The sequence below is a fragment of the Nocardia jiangxiensis NBRC 101359 genome (genome assembly GCF_000308615.1).
GTDB classification, from domain to species: domain Bacteria; phylum Actinomycetota; class Actinomycetes; order Mycobacteriales; family Mycobacteriaceae; genus Nocardia; species Nocardia jiangxiensis.
Genome location: NZ_BAGB01000046.1, coordinates 142,873 through 164,541, shown reverse-complemented (window position 1 = coordinate 164,541; position 21,669 = coordinate 142,873). Strand labels below are relative to the sequence as shown.

The 21,669-nt window shown below is 68.2% G+C and carries 22 protein-coding genes; 13 read left to right on the top strand and 9 right to left on the bottom strand.

Annotated elements, in window-relative coordinates; genetic code table 11:
* Positions 1 to 27 precede the first annotated feature (27 nt).
* Both ON40_RS20280 and ON40_RS20275 read right to left on the bottom strand, forming a co-directional pair.
* Positions 28 to 1,488 (bottom strand): aldehyde dehydrogenase family protein, encoded by a 1,461-nt coding sequence (locus ON40_RS20280; protein WP_040825216.1) that lies wholly within the window; start codon positions 1,486 to 1,488, stop codon positions 28 to 30.
* Positions 1,489 to 1,623: 135 nt separating this feature from the next.
* Positions 1,624 to 2,376, bottom strand: a complete 753-nt coding sequence (locus ON40_RS20275; protein ID WP_040825134.1) for an IclR family transcriptional regulator — start codon at positions 2,374 to 2,376, stop codon at positions 1,624 to 1,626.
* A 72-nt stretch (positions 2,377 to 2,448) separates the two neighbouring features.
* Here ON40_RS20275 and ON40_RS20270 point away from each other — a divergent pair, with 72 nt between their 5' ends.
* The 3 genes from ON40_RS20270 to ON40_RS20260 all read left to right on the top strand — a co-directional run bounded on the left by ON40_RS20270 (position 2,449) and on the right by ON40_RS20260 (position 5,397).
* Positions 2,449 to 2,952, top strand: coding sequence for a MarR family winged helix-turn-helix transcriptional regulator (locus ON40_RS20270; RefSeq protein WP_040825132.1), 504 nt, complete (start codon positions 2,449 to 2,451; stop codon positions 2,950 to 2,952).
* Positions 2,953 to 3,031: 79 nt separating this feature from the next.
* Positions 3,032 to 3,877: a p-hydroxycinnamoyl CoA hydratase/lyase gene (locus ON40_RS20265; RefSeq protein ID WP_040825131.1), complete on the top strand. Its 846-nt coding sequence runs from the start codon at positions 3,032 to 3,034 to the stop codon at positions 3,875 to 3,877.
* Positions 3,878 to 3,918: 41 nt separating this feature from the next.
* Positions 3,919 to 5,397: an acyl-CoA synthetase gene (locus tag ON40_RS20260; RefSeq protein WP_040825129.1), complete on the top strand. Its 1,479-nt coding sequence runs from the start codon at positions 3,919 to 3,921 to the stop codon at positions 5,395 to 5,397.
* A gap of 156 nt (positions 5,398 to 5,553) precedes the next feature.
* On the opposite strand, the gene ON40_RS20255 is transcribed toward ON40_RS20260, so the two are convergent.
* Both ON40_RS20255 and ON40_RS20250 read right to left on the bottom strand, forming a co-directional pair.
* The gene (locus tag ON40_RS20255; protein WP_051193337.1) at positions 5,554 to 6,354 is read right to left on the bottom strand and encodes an SDR family NAD(P)-dependent oxidoreductase; all 801 of its coding nucleotides are present in this window, start codon (positions 6,352 to 6,354) and stop codon (positions 5,554 to 5,556) included.
* A complete protein-coding gene (locus tag ON40_RS20250; protein ID WP_040825127.1) occupies positions 6,351 to 7,115 on the bottom strand; it encodes an SDR family NAD(P)-dependent oxidoreductase in 765 nt (254 codons plus the stop codon). The genes ON40_RS20255 and ON40_RS20250 overlap by 4 nt, the downstream gene beginning before the upstream one ends.
* 53 nt (positions 7,116 to 7,168) lie before the next feature.
* Here ON40_RS20250 and ON40_RS20245 point away from each other — a divergent pair, with 53 nt between their 5' ends.
* The 5 genes from ON40_RS20245 to ON40_RS20225 all read left to right on the top strand — a co-directional run bounded on the left by ON40_RS20245 (position 7,169) and on the right by ON40_RS20225 (position 12,348).
* Entirely contained in the window at positions 7,169 to 8,623 is a 1,455-nt protein-coding gene (locus tag ON40_RS20245) for a class I adenylate-forming enzyme family protein (RefSeq protein ID WP_040825125.1), read from the top strand.
* Positions 8,616 to 9,761: a thiolase family protein gene (locus ON40_RS20240; RefSeq protein WP_040825124.1), complete on the top strand. Its 1,146-nt coding sequence runs from the start codon at positions 8,616 to 8,618 to the stop codon at positions 9,759 to 9,761. The genes ON40_RS20245 and ON40_RS20240 overlap by 8 nt, the downstream gene beginning before the upstream one ends.
* Before the next feature lie 14 nt (positions 9,762 to 9,775).
* Positions 9,776 to 10,690, top strand: a complete 915-nt coding sequence (gene meaB / locus ON40_RS20235) for a methylmalonyl Co-A mutase-associated GTPase MeaB (protein WP_051193336.1) — start codon at positions 9,776 to 9,778, stop codon at positions 10,688 to 10,690.
* Between the two features lie 87 nt (positions 10,691 to 10,777).
* Positions 10,778 to 11,194, top strand: coding sequence for a Zn-ribbon domain-containing OB-fold protein (locus ON40_RS20230; protein ID WP_040825122.1), 417 nt, complete (start codon positions 10,778 to 10,780; stop codon positions 11,192 to 11,194).
* Between the two features lie 11 nt (positions 11,195 to 11,205).
* Positions 11,206 to 12,348 carry a thiolase family protein gene (locus tag ON40_RS20225; RefSeq protein ID WP_040825121.1) on the top strand — a complete coding sequence of 381 codons (1,143 nt, stop codon included), beginning with the start codon at positions 11,206 to 11,208 and terminating at the stop codon, positions 12,346 to 12,348.
* Between the two features lie 136 nt (positions 12,349 to 12,484).
* Here the strand turns inward: ON40_RS20225 and ON40_RS20220 are convergent, their stop codons facing one another.
* Positions 12,485 to 13,111 carry a TetR/AcrR family transcriptional regulator gene (locus tag ON40_RS20220; RefSeq protein ID WP_040825119.1) on the bottom strand — a complete coding sequence of 209 codons (627 nt, stop codon included), beginning with the start codon at positions 13,109 to 13,111 and terminating at the stop codon, positions 12,485 to 12,487.
* A 71-nt stretch (positions 13,112 to 13,182) separates the two neighbouring features.
* Here ON40_RS20220 and ON40_RS20215 point away from each other — a divergent pair, with 71 nt between their 5' ends.
* Complete coding sequence (locus ON40_RS20215; RefSeq protein WP_040825117.1) at positions 13,183 to 13,746, top strand: peroxiredoxin-like family protein; 564 nt, start codon at positions 13,183 to 13,185, stop codon at positions 13,744 to 13,746.
* Positions 13,743 to 14,144, top strand: coding sequence for a hypothetical protein (locus ON40_RS20210; RefSeq protein ID WP_051193335.1), 402 nt, complete (start codon positions 13,743 to 13,745; stop codon positions 14,142 to 14,144). The genes ON40_RS20215 and ON40_RS20210 overlap by 4 nt, the downstream gene beginning before the upstream one ends.
* Before the next feature lie 24 nt (positions 14,145 to 14,168).
* On the opposite strand, the gene ON40_RS20205 is transcribed toward ON40_RS20210, so the two are convergent.
* Positions 14,169 to 14,951, bottom strand: a complete 783-nt coding sequence (locus ON40_RS20205) for a tyrosine-protein phosphatase (protein WP_040825115.1) — start codon at positions 14,949 to 14,951, stop codon at positions 14,169 to 14,171.
* A gap of 138 nt (positions 14,952 to 15,089) precedes the next feature.
* On the opposite strand from ON40_RS20205, the gene ON40_RS20200 reads away from it, so the two are divergent.
* Positions 15,090 to 16,715 (top strand): acyl-CoA synthetase, encoded by a 1,626-nt coding sequence (locus tag ON40_RS20200; protein ID WP_051193334.1) that lies wholly within the window; start codon positions 15,090 to 15,092, stop codon positions 16,713 to 16,715.
* A 73-nt stretch (positions 16,716 to 16,788) separates the two neighbouring features.
* On the opposite strand, the gene ON40_RS20195 is transcribed toward ON40_RS20200, so the two are convergent.
* The 3 genes from ON40_RS20195 to ON40_RS54705 form a co-directional block, all read right to left on the bottom strand.
* A complete protein-coding gene (locus ON40_RS20195) occupies positions 16,789 to 17,511 on the bottom strand; it encodes an SDR family oxidoreductase (RefSeq protein WP_245567910.1) in 723 nt (240 codons plus the stop codon).
* A 150-nt stretch (positions 17,512 to 17,661) separates the two neighbouring features.
* Positions 17,662 to 18,075 (bottom strand): hypothetical protein, encoded by a 414-nt coding sequence (locus tag ON40_RS54710; protein WP_245567909.1) that lies wholly within the window; start codon positions 18,073 to 18,075, stop codon positions 17,662 to 17,664.
* The gene (locus tag ON40_RS54705) at positions 18,036 to 18,311 is read right to left on the bottom strand and encodes a helix-turn-helix domain-containing protein (protein ID WP_245567908.1); all 276 of its coding nucleotides are present in this window, start codon (positions 18,309 to 18,311) and stop codon (positions 18,036 to 18,038) included. The genes ON40_RS54710 and ON40_RS54705 overlap by 40 nt, the downstream gene beginning before the upstream one ends.
* 323 nt (positions 18,312 to 18,634) lie before the next feature.
* On the opposite strand from ON40_RS54705, the gene ON40_RS20185 reads away from it, so the two are divergent.
* Positions 18,635 to 19,453 carry an NAD(P)/FAD-dependent oxidoreductase gene (locus ON40_RS20185; RefSeq protein ID WP_051193331.1) on the top strand — a complete coding sequence of 273 codons (819 nt, stop codon included), beginning with the start codon at positions 18,635 to 18,637 and terminating at the stop codon, positions 19,451 to 19,453.
* A 2-nt stretch (positions 19,454 to 19,455) separates the two neighbouring features.
* Positions 19,456 to 21,651: a molybdopterin oxidoreductase family protein gene (locus ON40_RS20180; RefSeq protein WP_040825114.1), complete on the top strand. Its 2,196-nt coding sequence runs from the start codon at positions 19,456 to 19,458 to the stop codon at positions 21,649 to 21,651.
* Positions 21,652 to 21,669: the final 18 nt, after the last annotated feature.

The window sequence follows — 21,669 nt, the reverse complement described above, 5'->3', positions numbered from 1 at the left end:
ATTGTCCTCTCACTCGGACGGCACGGTTCACCCCGGGAACTGTGCGTGTTCGGTGGCCACGGTGACCCATCGGGTGTTGGAGAAGGCTTCGATGCCCCAGCGTCCGCCGAAACGGCCGTAGCCGGAGGCCTTGAATCCGCCGAAGGGAGCCTGGGGTTCGTCCATGATGGTCTGGTCGTTGATGTGCACGATGCCGGTCTTCAGACGTGTGGCCACGCGCAGGCCGTGGGTGGCGTTCTCGGTGATCACGCCCGCGGACAGACCGTTCTCGGTGTCGTTGGCCTTGGCGACGGCCTCGTCGTCGGTGGTGAAGGTATCGATCACGCAGACCGGGCCGAAGGATTCGGTGTAGTGCAGTCGCGCGTGCGCGGGCACGTCGCTCAGCAGTGTCGCCGGATAGTGCGCTCCGGTCGGATCTCCGCCTCCGGCAAGGAGTTTCGCGCCATCGGCGACCGCGTCGGCGACGAGTCCGGCCACCCGGGACGCGGCTGCGGCGCTCATCAGGGGGCCGAGCGCGACCGCAGGGTCGGTCGGATCGCCCGCCGGAAGTGCGGTGAGTGCGGCGGCGAGCTTGGCGCCGAACTCCTCGGCGAGGGATTCGTGCACCAGCAGGCGATCGGCGGACATGCAGATCTGTCCGGAGTTGAGGCATATGGAGAACGCGGCCGCGGCCACGGCGTAGTCCACATCGGCGTCCGCAAGCACGATCAGCGAATTCTTGCCGCCGAGTTCGAGCACCGCGGGCTTGAGGTGTTGTGCGGCAAGGGTTCCGATGATCCGGCCGACGGCGGTGGAGCCGGTGAAGTTCACCGCGCGCACGCGGTCGTCGGCGATCAGCGTCTCGGCGATCACGGGAGCGTCGGCGGGGTCGTTGGTGATCACGTCGAGCACGCCGTCGGGCAGTCCGGCCTCGCGCAGGATGTCGGCCAGGAACAGTCCGCTGGACATCGGCGCGGCCTCACTGGGCTTGAGCACCAGGGTATTTCCGGCCGCCAGCGGTGCGGCCAGGGCGCGCACACCCAGGATGATCGGGGCGTTCCAGGGTGCGAAGGCCGCGACCACGCCGACCGGCTGACGCACCGCCATGCCCAGGACGCCGGGTTGCTGAGCGGTGAGCACCTCACCGCGCGGTGCGGTGATCGCGGCGGCGGCCTCGCGCAGGGTGTTCGCGGCCAGCCACACGTTGAACCCGGCCCATCCGGCCGTAGCGCCCACCTCGCCCGCCATGATCCGGGTGGCCTGCTCGGCCTGCGCCTCGAGCAGATCGGCGGCGCGCAGGAATATCGCGCGTCGTTCGAAGGGGCTCAGCGCGGCCCAGTCCGGGAATGCGTTGTCGGCTGCGGTGATCGCGGCGGTCACGTCCGCGGGATCGGCCGCGGCGACGGTGGCGTGCACGGCCCCGGTGTGCGGGGTCGTGACGGAGACGGTCCGGCCGCCTCGCGCGGGCAGGTCCGCGCCGCCGATGATCAGGTCACGGGCGAAGGTCATGATGTCTCGATTCGGTACTGCGCGGTCGCCGAGACCGGCTGTGGGCACACCGCACTGGTTCGGCGTCGTTATCGGTGACAGCCTGACGATGATGTGTCCCGCGCCACTACCGCATTTCCATTCAGTGGATGAGATTCAATGGTCCGCGCCGAGTGCCCGGGAGATGCCGCGGGCGGTGGCCTGCACAGCGGGTGCGATGCTGCGGGCGGCGTCGTCGTTGGGGACGATGGCCGTGAGCGCGGCGACGACGAGTCCGCGGACCGTGCGCACGGGCGCGGCGATGGATGTGGTCGTCTCGTCGAGATGTCCCGGGCAGAAGGCGATTCCGGTTCGACGGACCTCGCCGAGCAAGGCGCGCAACGCCTTCGGGTCGGTGACGGTGTGCGGGGTGTATCGGGTGAGCGGTCGGGTGAGGATCGAATCCTGGAGTTCGAGTGGGCCGTTGGCCAGCAGCACCAACCCCGGAGCCGAGGCGTGCAGCGGCAGTCGTCCGGCGTATCGGCTCAGATTGCGCACCGATCCGGGGGCGGACAGGCGTTCGATGTAGAGCACCTCGCTGTCCTGCAGAACGGCCAGTTGCACGTGATTGCCGATCACCGCGTGCAGATCCTGCATGAACGGCATCGCCATCTCGCGCAGGCCCAGGGTGGGCGAGGCGCGCGAGACCAGTTCCCAGATCCGCACGCCGATCCGGATCCGGCGATCGGCGTCCCGGCGCAGCCAGCCGTAGCCGATCAGCTCGTTGACCAGGCGTGAGGTGGTCGCCACCGGCAGGCCGGTGCGACGGGCCAGTTCGGAAACCCCGATGGCGGGCATATCGGCGTCGAACGCCTCGAAGATCCGCACCGCCCGGGACAGTACGGATTCGCCGCTGGGTGATCTGGCCATCAGCCGCCCGCGCCCCGGCCGATCGGCTCCTGCGCCATACGGCCACCCTAGCCGCCGGGGCCCGATGCGAAGATGACGTTCGTGACCGCAGCCGACGACGATCCCGAAGCGGCCGCCCCGCCCTCGACGCTGTACCTGATCAAACAGCTGGAGTTGGCGGTGCGCGCGGTGATGGACGACGCCCTGCGCCCGCTGGGGTTGACCACGTTGCAGTACACGGCGTTGACCGTGCTCGAGCGACGTGGCGGGCTGTCCTCGGCGCAACTGGCGCGCCGAGCGTTCCTGCGGCCCCAGACCATGCACGTCATGGTGCGCACGCTGGAGGAGCGCGGGCTGATCAGCCGGGACCGAAATCCGGGCAACCGCAGGGTGCTGGTGGCCGCGCTGACCGACCGCGGACGTGAGCTGCTGAATCGGGTCGCGCCGCATATCGAGCAGATCGAATCCGGTCTGCTCGCGGATATGAGCGCGCGGCGCGGGGCGGAATTCCGTGCCGCGTTGCGACAGGGCGTGGCCTCGCTGACCGCCGAGGCCGCCGCGCGCGGCGTCTCTGCGACGACACCCGCCGACGAGTAGTCCGGGAACTGTTGACGGCGAACGGATCCGGCGGCACCATAGGAGTCGAATCATCAGCAATACTGATAATGGAGCGCCGATGACGACAGCGACCGAGCCCTGGGGCGAGACCGTGAGTGTGGAGTTCGAGGAGGGCATCGCCTGGGTCACGCTGAACCGTCCGGACAAGCGCAATGCGATGAATCCGGCCCTCAACACCGAGATGTGCCGGGTGCTGGACCATCTGGAGGCCGATCCGCGCTGCCGGGTGCTGGTGCTCACCGGCGCCGGCGAATCCTTCTCCGCCGGAATGGATCTGAAGGAGTACTTCCGCGACGTCGAGGCGACCGGGGATCTGGCGCTGCAGTATCGGGTGCGCCGGGAGAGCAACGAATGGCAGTGGAAGCGCCTGGCCTACTTCGCCAAGCCGACCATCGCGATGGTGAACGGCTGGTGCTTCGGCGGGGCCTTCACTCCGCTGGTGGCCTGTGATCTCGCGATCGCCGACGAGACCGCGAAATTCGGTCTGTCCGAGGTGAACTGGGGCATTCCGCCGGGCAGCGTGGTCACCAAGGCACTGGCCGCCACGGTGCCGCAGCGCGACGCGCTCTACTTCATCATGACCGGCGAGACCTTCGACGGTGCGCGGGCCGCGCAGATGCGGCTGGTCAACGAGGCGGTTCCGGCCGATCGTCTGCGCGAACGGACCAGGGAACTGGCCGCCCGGCTCGCCGGGCTCAATCCCGTTGTGCTGCATGCGGCGAAGGTCGGCTACCGGTTCGCCGCGGAGATGAGCTGGTCGCAGGCGGAGGATTATCTGTACGCCAAACTGGATCAGACCCGGGCCCTGGATGCGGACCACGGCCGGGAGAAGGGCCTGTCCCAGTTCCTGGACGACAAGAGCTACCGACCCGGGCTCGGCGCGTTCGATTCCGCCAAACAGTAACGGCCACAGCCGAAACGGCATCGACCGAGACAGGATGGATCGTGCGGAATCGGGGACTCGGCTCGTGGCCCGCCCGGCGGGCCCGGATGACGCCGGATGCGGTGGCGGTGATCGGCGCGGGCCGGTCGATCACCTTCGCGCAGTTGTACCGCCGGGTGGCGCGGGTCTGCGGTGAACTGCGGGCCGCGGGGGTGCGCGCCGGTGACCGGATCGTCTATCTGGGCCCGAATCATCCGGCCTATCTGGAACTGCTGTTCGCCGCCGGGGCGTTGGGCGCGGTCTTCGTCCCGGTGAACTTCCGCAGTGCCGCAACGGAAATCGATTACATCCTCGGCGATTGCGGTGCGCGGGTGCTGTGTCACACCGAGCCGTACCGGGACGTCGTGGGGGAGTTGACCGTCGAGGTCCGGACGATCTGTGTAGCTGCCGACGAGGTGCTCGAGGACGATGCGCTCGTTCCCGACGAGCCGATCGACCTCGAGGATCCCTGCATCATCATGTACACCTCGGGCACCACCGGGCGGCCCAAGGGTGCGGTGCTCACGCACGGCAACCTGACCTGGAACTGCCTCAATGTCCTGGTCGAATCGGATATCGCCGCGGACGAGGTGGCGTTGGTGTCCGCGCCGCTGTTCCATGCCGCCGCACTGGGCATGCTGTGCCTGCCCGTGCTGCTCAAGGGCGGCTGCGTCGTGCTGCTGGAGAAGTTCGATCCCGCAGTGGTTTTCGATGCCCTCGAACGTCATCGGGTGACGCGGATGTTCGGCGTGCCCGCCATGTACGACGCGCTGGCCGCGCTCGATCGTTGGGACACCGCGGATCTGTCCAGTATCCGGGTACTGCTGTGCGGCGGAGCGCCGGTGCCGCACAACACCATTCGGCGCTATCTGACGCGCGGGCTGACCTTCGTGCAGGGATACGGGATGACCGAGGCGTCACCGGGCGCGCTACTGCTGGACCCCGCACATGCGCAGACCAAGGCCGGATCCGCCGGTGTGCCTTCGTTCTTCAGTGACGTGCGGGTGGTCGACGAGCGGGGCGAGCCGGTCGCGGACGGGGAACGCGGCGAGGTGATCGTCAGCGGACCCAATGTGATGTCCGGCTACTGGAATCGCCCCGCCGAGACCGCGGAAGTGTTGCGGGAGGGCTGGTTCCACTCCGGCGACGTCGCCACCGTCGACGCGGACGGCTACGTGTACATCGTGGACCGGATGAAGGACGTCATCATCTCCGGCGGGGAGAACATCTATCCCGCCGAGGTGGAGAACGTGCTGACCGCGCATCCGGCCGTGGCGTCCTGCGCGGTGATCGGCGTCCCGGACGAGCGCTGGGGCGAGATCGGCCGTGCCGTCGTCGTTCTCGCGGATGGACAGGAGGTGGATCCGCAGACGCTGCTCACCTTCGCCCGCGAGCGGCTCGCCGGATACAAAGTGCCCCGATCCGTCCACTTCGTCGGCGAACTGCCCAGAGGTGGATCGGGCAAGGTGCTGAAGTCGGTGGTGCGCGACCTTTACGGGTGATCGCTCACGAACCGGCTCGACGTGGTCCGGCTGGGTCGGCGGTTCGACCGAACTGCCCGGCTCGCTTGGGAATCGGGTGCGATCGACCGACCGGCCCGGATGCGAGTGAGCCCGTGGCGGCCGCCGATCCGGATGTCTGGCGGCCGCCGCGCTGATTCAGCTCTGCGGGACGAGCGATTCCGAGCGCTGAACGGTCCCGGTGATCCCGGACGCATCCTGTCCGGCCAGCAGAACCGCCGCGCGGGCGATCGTCTCCGGAGGTTCGATCATGCTCTCCGGGATCTCCCGGCCACCGCCCGCGGCCTGCCAGCCCTCGGTCAGCACGACCCGGGACGGGCTCAGGCAGTTCACCGCGATGTTGTCGCCGCGAAGATCCGAAGCCAGGCCCAGGTAGAGGCGTTCGGCCGCGGCCTTGGACACCCAGTAGGCGTTCGCGCCGCGATCGATCATGTCCACGCCGGTGGTGGTGATCGCCATGAGCGAGCCTCCCCCGCGCGCCTTCAGATGCGGGATGACGGCCTTGGTCACCAGGAATACGCCGGTCACGTTGACGTCCAGGCAGCGCTGCCAGCGCTGCAACGGCGTCGTCTCGATCGGCCCCATCCACAGCACACCGGCGTTGGCGACCAGGACGTCGATACCGCCGAACGCGGAAACCGTTGTGGCGACGGCCTGTTCGACCGACTCCTCGTTCGACACGTCGCACGGGACCGGCAACGCTCGCCCACCCGCGGCCTCGATCCGCTCGGTGACCGCGCCGATCGTGCCGGGCAGCCGTCCCTCGGTCTCCGAGCGTGCGGCGACGGCCACCGATGCCCCGGCGGCCGCGAGTCCCTCGGCGATGGCCGCCCCGATGCCTCGGCTCGCACCCGCGACGAAGGCCACCTTGCCCGCGAGCGGCGCACCCGGACCACGGTCGTCGCCGGGGCCGCGGGTGCCGGATTCGGTGACGCTCACTTCGGCGGGAAGCGCAGCGCGCCGTCGAGCCGGATGGTCTCCCCGTTGAGGTAGTCGTTCTCGATGATCGACTGTGCCAGCTGGGCGTATTCGGTGGAGCGGCCCATCCGCTTGGGGAAGGGCACCTGCGGGCCCCAGTACTGCTCGAGCTTGTCGGCGGACTTGCCGTAGGCGGGTGTGTTGACGGTGCCGGGGGCGATGGTCACGACCCGGATGCCCAGCGGCGACAGATCGCGCGCGGCGACCAGCGTCATACCCAGTACGCCACCCTTGGCCGCGGAGTACGGCAGCTGTCCGATCTGGCCTTCGTAGCCGGCGATCGAGGCAGTGTTGACGATCACGCCGCGGCCACCCTCCTCGAGCGGTTCGGTCCGGGCGATCGCCGCGGCGGACAGTCGCAGCACGTTGAACACCGCGGTCAGATAGAACTCGATGGTCGTGCGGAACCCGTCCAGGCCCAGCGGGGACCCGTCCTTGCCGACGAGCCGTCCGCCGCTGGCCGGGCCGCCGTGAGTGTCGACCGAAATGCGAAGGGGCCCCAGCGATTCGGCCTCGGCGATGGCCGCCAGCACGGAATCCTCGTCGGTGGCGTCGGTGTGCACGTAACGGATGCCGAGCTCGGTGGCCAGCTCCTTGCCCTTGTCGTCGGCGACGTCGGCGACGACCACCTTCGCCCCCGCCGCGTGTAACCGCCGGACGGTCGCCTCGCCGAGGCCACCGGTGCCGCCGACCACGATCGCTGAGCTTCCACTGATCTGCATGTCGTTACCCTCTCTTGAAATCACTACTCTCTGACTAAGAGAATAATGTTCTCATGAACATCAGCATGATCCTAGACATGGCCGTCTCCGCGGAGACCGAAGCCACAGAACCCGGGCCCCGACCGGTGATCACGGTCGGGGACCGCTCGATGAGCGCGCAGGAACTGCGCGCGTATGCCCGGCGGCTGACCGACCGGGTCCGGGACCGCCCCGCGGTGCTGTACCTGGGCTCGAGTCATCTGGCCTATCCGGTCGCCCTGTTCGGCGCGGCCCTGGCCGGGGTGCCGTTCGTCCCGCTCAACTACCGGCTCGGCGAACAGCAGCTCTCGGCCCTGCTGGACAAACATCCGGGTGCGCTGGTCCTGCGCCAGGAGGATCTGGACGCACTGGTCGAGGGCGAACTCCCCGCGGAGCAGGACGAGCTCGACGCGCCGTGGGACGAGAACGCCGTCGCCGCGATCATCTACACCAGCGGCACCACCTCCGAACCCAAGGCCGCGCTGCTGCGTCATCGGCACCTGATGGCGTATCTGTTCAACACCATGGAGTTCGGCGGCTCCGAACCCGGGCACGCCTCCCTGGTGTCGGTCCCGCCGTACCACATCGCGGGCCTGACGAATCTGCTGTCCAACCTGTACTCCGGCCGCCGGGTGGTGTACCTGCCGGCCTTCGACGCCGAACGCTGGCTCGCCACGGTCCGCGAGGAGAAGATCACGCACGCGATGCTGGTGCCCACCATGCTCGCGCGCATCGTCGGCGCGGTCGACGGAGAGGATGCGGCCACGCCCGGACTGGCCAGCCTGGCCTACGGCGGTTCGCGCACCCCGCGTCCCGTGCTCGAACGCGCCCTGAAGGTGTTCCCCGACACCGGATTCGTCAACGCCTACGGACTCACCGAAACCGCCTCCTCGGTGGCGGTCCTGGGCCCGGAGGATCACCGCGAGGCGTTCGCGTCGCAGGATCCGGCCGTGCGGGACCGGCTCGGCTCGGTGGGGCGCGCACTGCCCGGTATCGAGATCGAGATCCGCAGTGAGACAGGTGATCCCGTTCCCGCGGGCGAATCGGGTCTGGTCTTCGTGCGGGGCGAGCAGATCTCGGGGGAGTACGGCGGACGCAGCGCGCTGGACGCCGAGGGCTGGTTCCCGACCCGTGATCTGGGCCGCCTGGACGCCGAGGGCTACCTGTTCATCGAGGGTCGCGCCGACGACACCATCATCCGCGGCGGGGAGAACATCGCACCCGCCGAGATCGAGGACGTGCTGCTGGATCATCCGGGCATCCGCGAGGCCGCGGTGATCGGCGTGCCCGATCCGGAATGGGGTCAGCGCCTGGTGGCCGTGCTGGTGGGCCAGGGCGATCCCGAGGAGATCAAGGGATGGGTGCGCTCGCGGCTGCGCTCGTCCAAGACCCCGGACACCATCGTGTTCCGGGCCGAGCTGCCCAAGACAGAAACCGGAAAACTGGTGCGCCGCACCCTGGTCGCCGAATTGGAGAACACTCATGCCTGAAGCCGTCATCGTGTCCGCGCTGCGCGCCCCGATCGGGACCGCCCGCAAAGGCACCCTGCGCGACACCAACGCCTTCGACCTCGCCCATCACGTGGTGTCCGCGGTCGCCGGGGAGGTCGAGGCGGACCGCGTCGAGGACGTGATCCTCGGCGAGGGCCGCTACGGCGGCGGTGTGATCGCCCGGCACGCGGCGATCACCGCCGGGCTGACCCCGGCCTCGGGTATGGCGCTGAACCGGCACTGCGCGGCCGGGATGTCCGCGGTGCAGACCGCCGCGGCCGGTATCCGGGCCGGAATGAACGATCTGGTCATCGCCGGTGGGGTGAACTCGGAATCCACTGCGCCGCAGGCCAAGTGGAAGGTCGGCGAAAACGAGTGGAACGAGCGGTGGGTTTCGCCGTCGCATCCCGAACGTCCGGACGCGCCGACCCTGGACATGTCGATCACGGTCGGCTGGAACACCGCGGTCAAGGCGGGACTGACCCGCGCGGATATGGACGAATGGGCGTTGCGGTCGCATCGCAATGCGATCGCGGCGATCGACGAGGGCCGGTTCAAGGAGGAGATCGTCCCGATTCAGACCCCGCACGGCCTGTTCGAGGTCGATGAGCACCCGCGCCGGGAAACCAGCCTCGAGAAGCTGGGCGGGCTGAAGGTGTTGCACCCGGAGATCGAGGGTTTCAGCATTACCGCCGGTAATGCGTCGGGCTCCAACGACGGTGCCGCGGCCCTCGCGGTGGCCAGCGACAGCCTCGGGCTGCCGGTGCTGGGCTACATCCGGTCCTGGGCGTCGGTCGGCGTCGATCCGGCCGTGACGGGTCTGGCTCCGATCGAGGCGATCACCAAAGCCGTTGCCAAGGCGCGGATTTCGCTGTCGGAGGTGAAGCTGTTCGAGATCAACGAGGCGTTCGCCTCGGTGCCGGTCGCGGCGATCCGGGCGCTGGATCTGGATCCGGACGCGGTGAACTTCAGCGGCAGCGGCTGCTCGCTGGGGCATCCTGTGGCGGCCTCGGGCGCTCGGATGATCGTCACGCTGGTGCACGAACTGCGCCGTCGCGGAGGAGGATTCGGTATCGCCGCGATGTGCGCGGGTGGCGGTATGGGTTCGGCGACGGTGATCGAGGTACCCGCGCCGTGAGGCAGCGGTAGTACATGCAGACCGTCGCCGAACTCATCGATGCGGCCCGCACGGGATCGTTGCGGGCCGCGGGGAGGCTGCTGAGTCTGGTCGAAAGTGACCGGCGGGCAGAGGTTCTCGCGCAGTTGGGGGAGTGCGCGCCGGTGCGGGTGGTCGGGGTGACCGGGCCGCCCGGCGCGGGCAAATCGACCACGATCGCCGCGCTGGTCGCGGCCTATCGCGAGCGCGGTCTGCGGGTGGCGGTGCTCGCGGTGGATCCGTCCTCCCCGTACAGCGGGGGTGCGCTACTGGGGGATCGGATCCGCATGGCGCAGCACATCGATGATCCGGATGTGCTGATCCGCTCGGTGGCCACGCGCGGTCATCTGGGCGGGCTGGCCGCGGCGGTTCCGGCGGCGATCGCGCTGCTCGGCGCGCTGGGGTACGGGCTGATCCTGCTGGAGACGGTCGGGGTCGGGCAGTCCGAGATCGAGATCGCGGCGGTGGCCGATCCGACGCTGGTGATCCTGAATCCCGGTGCGGGAGACGCGGTTCAGGCCGCCAAGGCGGGTCTGCTCGAGGTCGCGGACATCCTCGTGGTGAACAAGGCCGATCGTGATGGTGCGAAACAGACGGTACGTGATCTGCGCCAAGAGGTTTCGGTGCCGATCCTGACCGCGGTCGCGGCGCAGAACACCGGTATCGCGGAACTGGCCGAGGCCATCGACGCGCATCATCGCGCGGATACCGGTGAGCGTCGCAGTGCTCGCGCGCGGGCGCAGATCCTGTCGCTGGCGCAGAGCCGATTGCGTGGTGACGCCGCGTTGGACCGGCTCGCGGCCGAGGTCGCCGCAGGTACGTGCGATGTGTATACCGCCGCGGACCGTCTGCTGTCTCCTCGTGACCGCCCGGATGTTCACACGAACGGAAGTGACGTATACATTCAATGAGAATTAGATTTCCATCCGCGGTTTCGGACACCTGCCCCATGGGGTCGACGCGCCGTCGCGGGTGACAAGACAGACGGAGGACGGCACATGGCCAAGGCGCTCGCGCCCGAAGCATCCACGTGGCCCGCGGACAATCCACAGCTCGTCGGCACCCGGTGCGGTTCGTGCAGTGCGGTGACGTGGCCGCGGCAGGCCCGCTGCCCGCGGTGCAGCGGACCGGATATGTCCGAAGTGCTGCTGCCCACCCGCGGCACGCTGATCGCCTGGACGACACAGGGTTTCGTCCCGAAACTGCCCTATGCGGGCAAGGAGACCGCCGACACCTTCGAACCGTTCGGCGTCGGCCTGGTCCAGCTCGGCGATCAGGTCCGGGTGGAGTCCCGGCTGACCACGGCCGATCCGGACGCCTTGAAGCCCGGTATGGAGCTCGAGCTGACTTTCGTCCCGCTCTACGTCGACGAGAGCGGCGAAGAGGTCGTGACCATCGCATTCCAACCGGCCTGAAGGAGCCTGACATGAACGACGTTGCCATCATCGGCGTCGGCCTGCACCCGTTCGGCCGGTTCGCCAAAACGGCCATCGAAATGGGCGCCGACGCAATCCAACTCGCGCTCACCGACGCGGGCGCGGAATGGAAGGACATCCAGTTCGGCTTCGGCGGAAGCTATGAGGTGAGCAATCCGGACGCGGTCACCCGGCTGGTCGGGCTGACCGGAATTCCGTTCACCAATGTGTTCAATGCCTGTGCCACAGCGGCCAGTTCGATCGAGCAGACCGCCGAGGCGATCCGTTCGGGGCGCTACGACATCGGCATCGCGGTCGGCATGGACAAACATCCGCGCGGTGCGTTCACCGACGATCCGGCCAAGCTCGGGCTGCCGGGCTGGTACGCGGAGAACGGGCAGTTCGTCACCACGAAGTTCTTCGGTATCAAGGCCAATCGCTACATCCAGGATCACGGCATCTCCCAGCGAACCCTGGCCAAGATCGCCGCGAAGAACTTCCGCAACGGCGCGTTGAATCCGAATGCCTTCCGGCGCAAGCCGATTCCGGAGGACGAGATTCTGAACTCGACGATGCTGAACTATCCGCTCACGCAGTACATGTTCTGCTCGCCCGACGAGGGCGCGGCGGCGGTGATCATGTGCCGGGGTGATCTGGCGCGGAAGTACACCTCGAACCCGATCTACCTGCGCTCCACCGCGATTCGCACGCGGCGCTACGGTGCGTACGAGGTGCACAGCACCTGGGCGGCCATCGACGAGGACGTCTCGCCCACGGTCTACGCCTCGCGGGCGGCGTTCGAAACCGCCGGAATCGGCCCCGAGGACGTCGACGTCATCCAGTTGCAGGACACCGACGCGGGCGCGGAGCTGATCCATATGGCGGAGAACGGATTCTGCGCCGACGGCGATCAGGAGAAGCTGCTGGCCGAAGGCGCCACCGAAATCGGCGGCCGCCTCCCGATCAACACCGACGGCGGCCTCATCGCCAACGGCGAACCGATCGGAGCCTCCGGCATTCGCCAGGTCTACGAACTGGTCCAGCAGCTGCGCGGCACCGCGGGCGACCGCCAGGTCCCCGGCAACCCCCGCGTCGGCTACGCCCAGGTCTACGGCGCCCCCGGCACAGCCGCCGCCACCGTGCTGAGCCTGTAGTCCGCTTCGAACCGGCCGATCGGGCAGCGGCGATATCGTTGCCCGATCGGCCATTCTGTGCTCGCATCCCCTCTGGCATAGAGGTATTCGTCCGCGGCGCGGTGCGGTGCGGTGCGGAATGTGAATCGGTCGAGTCTCAGGGCCGGTCGCGGCGGGCTGCCAGACCCTCCAGGAGTATTGCTGTGCCGCCGCGGAATTCGTCGGCGGGCGTCATGGTGTGGGCCAGGTCCGCGGTTTCGGCGAGAAGGGGGAATTCGTCGGCTGGGGCCGAGGCGAGCAAAGCGGTTCCGGGGCCGATGAGCGAGGCATAGTGCTCGTTCTGGAGGTAGCCGAGCAGGAAGCCGACGATCGTGCGCTGGGCGATGACGCGCTCTGGCCCGGTGAATCCGGCGTCGGTGAGCACGGTCAGCATGGCCTCGATCCAGCGCAGGCTGCCGGGTGCGGTCTGGCGGTGGCGCAGAGTCAGGGGGATCGCGGCGGGATGTGCCGAGGCCGCGGCGCGGAGGCGATCGAGCAGGAGTTCGACGCGCTCGCGCCAGTCCGTGTCCGGGGGGAGTGATACGTCGACGGGGTCGAGAATGCGGTTGGCGACGAGGATTTCGAGCTCGTCGCGATCCGAGACGTAGCGATACAGGGCCATCGTCGCCATCCGCAGTTCCTTCGCCACCGCCCGCATGGTGAGCGCGGGCAGGCCGTCGCGATCGATCACCGTCAGGGCGGCGGTGGCGAGATCGTCGGTCGTCAGGGAACGGGGCCGGGGCACGGATTGACAGCGTACGGGATACGCGCATACTGGACGTAGGCGTAGCTTGTACGCTTACGAAGGGAGTTGCCATGTCGCTGTCGTCGTCGGTGCCCGCCCGGACACTGACAACCATTGCCGGGGCCGAGGTCCGGATCCCCGATCCGGATCGCCTGGTCCATCTGCAGTTCCGCCGATTCGCCGGATGTCCGGTGTGCAGTCTGCACCTGCGCTCGTTCGTGCTGCGCCGCGACGAGATCGCCGCCGCGGGGATTCACGAGGTGGTGGTATTCCATTCCAGCGCAGCGGAATTGCGTGCGCAGAGCGCCGCGGTGCCGCTGGATCTGATCGCGGATCCCGGCCGCGCCCTGTATCGCGAGTTCGGCGTGGAGTCCGGCTATCGGGCCTTGCTCGATCCACGCGCCTGGCCCGCGATCGTGCGCGGCGTCGCCCGCGAGCTGGGCGCGATTCGCCGCCACGAGAAGCCGCCGCCACCTTCCAGTCCCGAAGGCGGTCGTTTGGGCCTGCCCGCCGACTTCCTGATCGCCCCCGACGGTGCGGTGCTCGCCGCGAAGCGTGGAGCCCACGCCGATGACCAATGGTCGGTGGACGAACTCCTCACCCATGCCGCCCACCCGACAAGGTTGTCGCGATGACGTCCTCCGAGGCGATGGTCGGTATCCACGCCGAGGCCGATCTGACCGAATTCCTGACCCGCTACCCCGAAGAGATGGCGTTCGGTGACCAGGACCCCGGCCGCATTCTCGATCGCTGGTTCGCCCCCGGCTTCGTCTTCCGTAACGACGGCCTGGCCCTGGACCGGCAACGCCTGATCGATCACGCCCGACCGGCCCGCCGCAACGCTCGGGCGCTGCATATCGAGGTGCACTCGAAGATGCTGTCGGGCAACGGAATCGCTGCCCATTACACCCTGACCGCGACGATGCGGACCGGACACGTCATCGCCACCGAGATCTACCTGGTCGGCAGGCTCGCGCAGGACGCGCGCATCACCGATATCGACCAGTGCACCCGCATTCTGGCCACGACCTGAGGTGTGACGCCGATCGATCGTGCCTTATTCGAGTAGTGCGTCGCGCAGACGCTCCACGTTGGCGGGGCCGAAATCCAGACCGTCGGTGAGGAATCGGTCGAAGGTGCCGTAGGTGGATTCGACGGCGGTGAAGGCCGAGCCGATGTAGGAGGGGTCCTGGTAGAGGAGCTCGCGCATGGCGTCGGGGTCCTCGATTTTGCCCGACTCGGCGGCGCGGGTGATCCATGCCTGGTAGGAGGGCCAGACGTAGTCGTTGGTGGCCAGGTAGTCGGCCAGGACGTCGTCGTGGGGGACACCCAGGGCGGTCAGCACGATCGCGGCCATCCAGCCGGTGCGGTCCTTACCGGCGGTGCAGTGGAACAGCAGGGGATCGCGATCCGGGTCGGCGATCAGGTGCAGGGTGCGGGCGAAGGCCGCGCGGTACTCCGGCACGGTAATGAACTGCCGGTTGATCGTGCGCATCACCTCCGCTGCCCGGCCGCCGCCCAGATCCGGCTTGCCACTGGAGAATTCGTCGGCGACCGCGCCCAGGGTGGCGGTGATGTTCCCACCGGCGATCGGGAGTTCGATCCGGTCGACGCCGGGCGGCAGGAGATCCGGTCCGGCGCCGGTGATCTCCCGAGGGCTGCGGAAATCGATCACCGTGCGCAGGCCGAGCCCGGCCAGGACCGCCACGTCGCCGTCCGTGAGTTTGTGCAGTGCGTCGGCGCGGAACAGCCGTCCGGCGGCCAGCCTCCGGCCCTCGGCGGTGACGAATCCGCCGAGATCCCGGACGTTGACCGCGCCCTGCAGTTCGATCAGGCTCATACCGTCACGGTAGCCGGGCCGCCGCCCCCGCGCCGATCGGTTTCCGTTCAGCGGCCGGTCCCGCGAAAACCGGGACCGCCCGGCCCGTCCAGGGACATGATCTAGGGCGACCACGCCCCCGAACCGCAGGACGAGCCGATGACCGACACCCAGTCCGACAATGCCGAACTGCGGCGGGCCCGAGCGCACACGCTCGGCGACATTCCCCGGCGTACCGCACGCCGCGTCCCGGACAAACTCGCGCTCGTCGACGGCGAGGTGCGACTGACCTTCGCGGAACTGGACGACCGCATCGATCGCACAGCCGCGGCCCTGGTTGCGGTGGGCCTGACTCGCGGTGAGCGCCTGGCGATCCTGTCGCACAACTGCTGGCAATATCCGGTGGTGCTGTTCGCGGCGGCGCGATTGGGCATCGTGGTGGTGCCGATCAACTTCATGCTGGGCGCGGGCGAGATCGCCTTCATCCTCGAACACAGCCGGGCGGCCGGACTCGTCACCGAGGACGTTCTCCTGGAACAGGCCGAACTGGCAGCGAATGCGACGGAGAGCGCGATCCGGGTCCGGGCGGTGATCGGCGCGCCAGCCGAGGGCTGGACCGATATCGCCGAGTGGACCGGCCACGACCGCGCCGAACTGCCGGACGAGGTGATCGAGGACGACGAGGTGCTGCGGCTGATGTACACCAGCGGCACCGAATCGCGGCCCAAGGGCGCGATGCTGTCCAGCCGGAGCCTGATGTGGCAGTACGTGAGCATCCTGGCCGACGGCGGAATGGACGGCCACGACATCGAGGTGCACGCGCTGCCGCTGTACCACTGCGCGCAACTGGACTGCTTCCTCGTCCCGGACATCTACCTGGGCTCGACCAGCATCATCCTGTCCCGCCCCGATCCGGACGAGCTGCTGGCCACCATCGAGCGCGAAGGAGTCACGAAACTCTTCGCCCCGCCGACGGTCTGGATCGCGCTGCTGCGTTCGCCGCGCTTCGACACCGCCGATCTGAGCACACTGCGCAAGGGGTACTACGGAGCATCGGCGATGCCCCGGGAGGTGCTGCTCGAATTGCAGCAGCGCCTACCCGACGTGCGGTTGTGGAACTTCTACGGCCAGACCGAGATGGCGCCCATGGCCACCGTCCTGCAACCGGAAGATCAACTGGCACATGCCGGTTCGGCTGGAGTTGCCTCGCTCAACACCGAAACCGAGGTGGTCGACGACCGGGACCGTCCGGTACCGCCGGGCGCGATCGGTGAGATCGTGCATCGCAGCCCGCACGCCATGTCGGGCTATCTGAACGATCCCGAGCGCACCGCGGCGGCATTCAGCGGCGGCTGGTTCCACTCCGGCGATCTGGGTTACCTGGACGAGGACGGCTATCTGTACGTGGTCGACCGCAAGAAGGACATGATCAAGACCGGCGGCGAGAACGTCGCCAGCCGCGAGGTCGAGGAGGCGCTGTACACGCACGCCGACATCGCCGAGGTCGCGGTGTTCGGTGTGCCGCATCCCAAGTGGATCGAGGCCGTCGTGGCCGCGGTCGTTCCCCGTGCGGGCACGGACCTGGACGCCGAAGCCGTGATCGCCCACTGCCGGGACCATCTGGCGGGCTACAAGACCCCCAAATATGTGGTGATCGTCGCGGAGCTGCCCAAGAACCCGAGCGGCAAACTCCTCAAACGCCAACTACGCGAACAGTTCTCGGGCATCGCCACCGAAACTTCCGATACTCGGGCGACCCGGATGTCGTCGTCACCCGAAATCTGATCGGTGCGGCGTCCGCAGGTTGGTTGCCTGCGAGATCGCCAGCAGCCGAGCGCCTTTCGAGGGTGTGCGCGAATCAGGACAGCGTTCGGGGGCCGGTGGTGGCGATCAGCGCGTCCACGGCGTCGGCGGCCGGAGTGGGGCCGTCGGTGAGTTCGACGACGACGCGGTTCAGGTCGGGCCGGTGCAGGGCCGCATCGATGAACGCGGCCACGCCGTCGCGGTGGACGTCGCCGTACTCGATCGCGAGACCGGCTGTGACGCAACCATTTCCGGGTTCGTCCCGCAGCGTGCCCGGACGCACGATGAGCCAGTCCAGATCGGTGTGCGTCAGGTACACGTCGGCGGTCTTCTTGACCCGCATGTAGTGCTCGAAGCCCTCGCTGGTCGCCCTGCCGCGCCCGGCGTCGGGGAATACCGAGACCAGGACGAACCGCGCGACCCCGGCGCGGCGAGCGGCCTCGGCCGCCTTCTCAAGTCCGGCGCCGTCGATCGCGGTGGTCTGGTCCTGCCCGGTGCCGTGCGCGCCCGCGGAGAACACCACCGCATCGTGCCCGCTGAACTTCTCGGCGAGTTCGTCGACGCTGTCGGCGATCAGATCGCCGGCCAGCGGGGTCGCGCCGGTTTCGGCGATCACGGCGGCCTGTTCGGGGCGACGGTGCATACCGGTCACCTCGTCGCCGCGCGCGTGCAGCAGTGCGGCCAGCGGTCGTCCGACGCCCCCGGCGGCGCCGATCTGGAACACCTTCATCGATGTGCCCTCCTTGTCCGAAATGGTGCGTGCCGACTGTTCGATCATCAGGCTAGTCGCCACCCGTCCGCGACCGGATGACCCGGCTCGCCGACGAATTCCCGCACAACTCGGTGAATCGATGTGATTGATTCCGTATCATTGATACATGGTGGGAGAACTCGGTGAAGCCGACGACCGGATTCGAGCACCGGATGCTCAGCGGCTGCGGGCGGCGGGTTTGGTGCGCGACTTGGCCTGCCCGCCGGTCGCGGAGCGCGTGGGCAGGCCGTGTTCGACCAGCGGCACGATGCTGGTGGCCACGAACGCCCGCACCTGCTCCTCGTCCCGGAAATCGATCTCGCCCGCCGGGGTCAGCAGCACCGAATGTGCCAGGCGGGCAAGCAGTTCCGCGACCGGGCGGGTGTCGTAGTCGTCGATCGCGCCGCTTTTCCGGGTGTTCTCCAGGACCTGCACGATGTAGCGGATGCCGATCTTGACCGACTGCTGGCCACGCACGGTGTAGAAGTCGAGGATCTCCTCCGGCGCCACATCCAGGAGCTGGGTGACCAGGGGATGGGGGTGGGTCTGGGTCAGCACGTAGACGATGGTCTCCTCGATCTGGTTGTCCACGCCCTTGTGGCGGTGGCGATCGTGGTGACCTCGGCCAGCGTGCGCTGGATCTCGCGGGCGAGCATGGCGTCGATCAGGTTCTCCTTGGTGGTGAACCGCCGATAGATCGTCACCCGGTTGACGCCCGCGCGTCGCGCGATGTCGTCGAGGCTCGCGCGCCGGATGCCGACCTGCAGCACCCGGGTCAATGCCGCGTCGAGAATTCGTTCGTCCATATCGTCCCGTGCTGCTGCCATGCATCGAAGGTGCATATTGGTTTCTTCGCTGCGTAACGGTGATGTCACGACTGGCCGGGCCTGTGGCCTCCCATATCGCGGGGGCGGGTTCAGCGGTAACCGTGGTGTCGCGCAACACAATCGTGCACGTCGTCGTGCCGACCGAGCGGCCCGGAGAATAAGGTCCGGGCCGCTCGGATCGGTTGCGTGCTCGGGACTAGGAGTGGAGTTCGACGGCATCCGGCAGCAGGACGCGGGCCTCTACAAGCAGGGCAAGAAGCAGATCTGGGACTACAACCAGTCTCAGATCGACCTCGCCACCATGGAGGGTGGTCCTGAACCCGATGCTGATCTCTCCGCGCGGGCGGCGCATCCTGTCCGCGCCGATCCGGGCCTGGTGCCGCTGGAATCTGCGCCGGGTGTCCGATCCGGAGCTGCGGGCCGCGTTGACGCCTCGGTACGAGGTCGGCTGCAACCGCATCCTGACCTCCAACGAGTACTACGACACGCTCAACCGGCCGAACACCCGTGTCGTCACCCGGCCGATCGACCACATCGGCCCGCGAGCGGTGATCGATGCCGACGGGCGGGAGCATCGTGCCGACACGATCGTTCTCGCAACGGGTTTCCGGTCGCACGATTTCGTCGCGCCGATGCGGATCGTCGGTCTGCACGATCAGGATCTGGACAACGCGTGGCAGCAGCGGCCACGGGCGTTCCCGGGGCTGTCCGTACCCGGATTTCCGAACTTCTTCCTCATGTACGGGCCCAATACCAATGTCGGCTCGGGGTCGATCGTGCACATGCTGGAGAGCCAGATGAACCACATCGTGCATGCGGTGGAACAACTTTCGCGCATCCGGTACCTCGAGGTGCGCGCGGAATCGCTGGACCGCTTCGACGAGCGGGCGCAGGAACGGCTGGCGACCACGGTGTGGAATACCGGCGGCTGCCACAGCTGGTACGTGGCCGACACCGCGACCGGTCCGGTCAACACCAACAACTGGCCCGGGTCGATGCGCGAATACCGTCGGCGAACCCGCCGACTGGATCTGAACGACTACCGCACCACCCCGGCCGCGCCCGGCGAATCGGCCGGAGGGCCGTATACGGCGAGCGATGCGGCCGGTAGGCTCGGGGCGAGTCCTGCTCGAGAGGAATAGACATGGATACTCGCACCGTCGCACGGCAGTGCACCCTTTGTGAGGCGCACTGCGGGATCCTGGTCACCGTCGAGGGCGATCGCGTCGCCCGAATCGAGGGCAATCCGGACGACGTGCTGTCCCGTGGCTACATCTGCCCGAAGGCCACGGCGATGGGCGGGCTGCATCACGATCCGGACCGCCTGCGCACGCCGGTGCGGCGGGTCGGCGATCGATTCGAACCGATCGGCTGGGACGAGGCGTTCGCGGAGATCGGTCGGCGACTGCGCTCGATCCGCCGCGAGTACGGTGCGAGCGCGGTCGGGATGTATCTGGGAAACCCTGCGGCACACAGCACTTCGGGGCTGTACGGGATTCTGCTGCGGATCGCGCTGCTGACCCGGAACTTCTACTCCGCGTCATCGATCGATCAGTTTCCGCAGGAGTTCGCGGCCTGGCAGATGTTCGGCTCCAACGTACTCATGCCGGTCGCCGATATCGACCGCACCGACCGGCTGGTGATCCTGGGTGCGAACCCCGCGGTGTCCAACGGATCGGTCACCACCATGCCCAATGCCCGTCAGCGCATCAAGAATGTGCGGCAGCGGGGCGGGAAGGTCGTGGTGATCGATCCGCGGCGCACCGAGACCGCGCGACTGGCCGATGAGCATGTGGCGGTGGTTCCGGGCGGGGACGTGTACCTGTTGCTGGGCATGTTGCACGTCATGATCGAGGAAGATCTCTGTGACGCCGGGGCGCGCGCCCGGTGCACGGGCTGGGACGAGCTCAGGACCCTTGCGGCGCAATGTGATCCGGAGACTGCCGCACCGCGTGCGGGCGTCGACGCGGACACCATTCGCCGACTGGCACGCGAGCACGCCGCTGCACCTTCCGCGCTGATCTACGCGCGGATCGGGGTGTGCCAGCAGGTGACCGGGACACTCACGCACTGGCTGGTGAATACGATCAACGCGGTCACCGGGAATCTGGACCGGCCCGGCGGGCAGATGTTCGCGACCCCGCCTGCCGATGCGGCACCGTACGCGAAATATCTGCGGGTGAAGCACGGCGCGTGGACCGACCGCTCGGGCCGGTACAAGTCGTTCCGAACGGAGTTGCCGGTGGCGGCGCTGGCCGAGGAGATCCTCACCGAGGGCGAGGGGAAGATCCGGGCGATGGTCACCTACGCCGGGAATCCGGTGCTGTCCACGCCGCAGCGCGGGATGCTCGGCGAGGCGCTGGATTCGCTGGATTTCTATGTGGCCGTGGACATGTACGTCACCGAGACCACCCGGCACGCGGACATCATCCTGCCGCCGGTCTCGCCGCTCGAGCGCGCCGATGTGAACCTGCTGTTCCCGGTGTTCAGCGTGCGCAACAACCTGCGGTACGACGCCGCGGTCTTCGAACCTCCGGCCGGTGGCAAGGAGGACTGGGAGATCATGGCGCGAATGATCACCGAGGTGCTGCCGCTGCCGGTGCGACGGTTCACCGCGCCGGTCGTGGACGCAATGTTCGCCCGGCTCAGTCCGATTCGCCTGGCCGGGGCCGCTGTCGCGGCCGGTCCCTACGGTGTGCTGCGGCGCGGGCGTAAGGGCCTGACGATCGCCAAGTTGCGCGCCATGCCCGGTGGGGCGGATCTCGGGCCGCTGCGTCCGCGGCTGGCATCGATCATCGCCACACGGGATCGGCGGGTGCACCTCGCCCCGCCGGAGTTCCTGGCCGCGGCGCGCGCCCTGCTCGAACGCGATCGCGATGCCGGGGCGGACGGTTACGATCTGCGCCTGATCGGCCGACGTCACCTGCGCAGCAACAACTCCTGGCTGCACAACGTCCCGGCGATGGTGAAGGGCCGCGACCGTTGCACCGCGCTGATGCATCCCGTGGACGCGGCCGAGCGCGGTCTCGGTGACGGCGAGCAGGTGAGCGTCACCTCGCGCACCGGTTCGATCGTGGTGACGCTCGAGGTCAGCGATGAGATCCGCCGGGGAACCGTTGCGGTTCCGCACGGTTGGGGTCATCGGGAACCCGGCGTCGGTTGGCGGCTGGCTGCCTCACTGCCGGGATCGAATGTGAATCTGCTGCACGATCCCGCACTGGTCGATCCGATCTCCGGTACCGCCGCGGTGAACAACACCTGGGTCAGTATCGCCGGCGCGGCCGGAGCGCAGGATGACACCGCAGTCGTCGCCGAGAACGTTCCGACGCCGACCGCCTGACGGCACCCGGGTACAGCG

Excerpts from the sequence above, each read along its gene's own strand:
- ON40_RS20250 (WP_040825127.1), bottom strand. The coding sequence starts at position 7,115 with ATGCAGATCAGTGGAAGCTCAGCGATCGTGGTCGGCGGCACCGGTGGC.
- ON40_RS20265 (WP_040825131.1), top strand. The coding sequence starts at position 3,032 with ATGACGACAGCGACCGAGCCCTGGGGCGAGACCGTGAGTGTGGAGTTC.
- ON40_RS20225 (WP_040825121.1), top strand. The coding sequence starts at position 11,206 with ATGAACGACGTTGCCATCATCGGCGTCGGCCTGCACCCGTTCGGCCGG.
- meaB (WP_051193336.1), top strand. The coding sequence starts at position 9,776 with ATGCAGACCGTCGCCGAACTCATCGATGCGGCCCGCACGGGATCGTTG.
- ON40_RS20200 (WP_051193334.1), top strand. The coding sequence starts at position 15,090 with ATGACCGACACCCAGTCCGACAATGCCGAACTGCGGCGGGCCCGAGCG.
- ON40_RS20280 (WP_040825216.1), bottom strand. The coding sequence starts at position 1,488 with ATGACCTTCGCCCGTGACCTGATCATCGGCGGCGCGGACCTGCCCGCG.
- ON40_RS20205 (WP_040825115.1), bottom strand. The coding sequence starts at position 14,951 with ATGAGCCTGATCGAACTGCAGGGCGCGGTCAACGTCCGGGATCTCGGC.
- ON40_RS20180 (WP_040825114.1), top strand. The coding sequence starts at position 19,456 with ATGGATACTCGCACCGTCGCACGGCAGTGCACCCTTTGTGAGGCGCAC.
- ON40_RS20195 (WP_245567910.1), bottom strand. The coding sequence starts at position 17,511 with ATGATCGAACAGTCGGCACGCACCATTTCGGACAAGGAGGGCACATCG.
- ON40_RS20245 (WP_040825125.1), top strand. The coding sequence starts at position 7,169 with ATGAACATCAGCATGATCCTAGACATGGCCGTCTCCGCGGAGACCGAA.
- ON40_RS20185 (WP_051193331.1), top strand. The coding sequence starts at position 18,635 with ATGCTGATCTCTCCGCGCGGGCGGCGCATCCTGTCCGCGCCGATCCGG.
- ON40_RS20210 (WP_051193335.1), top strand. The coding sequence starts at position 13,743 with ATGACGTCCTCCGAGGCGATGGTCGGTATCCACGCCGAGGCCGATCTG.
- ON40_RS20240 (WP_040825124.1), top strand. The coding sequence starts at position 8,616 with ATGCCTGAAGCCGTCATCGTGTCCGCGCTGCGCGCCCCGATCGGGACC.
- ON40_RS20270 (WP_040825132.1), top strand. The coding sequence starts at position 2,449 with ATGACGTTCGTGACCGCAGCCGACGACGATCCCGAAGCGGCCGCCCCG.
- ON40_RS20215 (WP_040825117.1), top strand. The coding sequence starts at position 13,183 with ATGTCGCTGTCGTCGTCGGTGCCCGCCCGGACACTGACAACCATTGCC.
- ON40_RS54705 (WP_245567908.1), bottom strand. The coding sequence starts at position 18,311 with ATGGCAGCAGCACGGGACGATATGGACGAACGAATTCTCGACGCGGCA.
- ON40_RS20230 (WP_040825122.1), top strand. The coding sequence starts at position 10,778 with ATGGCCAAGGCGCTCGCGCCCGAAGCATCCACGTGGCCCGCGGACAAT.
- ON40_RS20275 (WP_040825134.1), bottom strand. The coding sequence starts at position 2,376 with ATGGCCAGATCACCCAGCGGCGAATCCGTACTGTCCCGGGCGGTGCGG.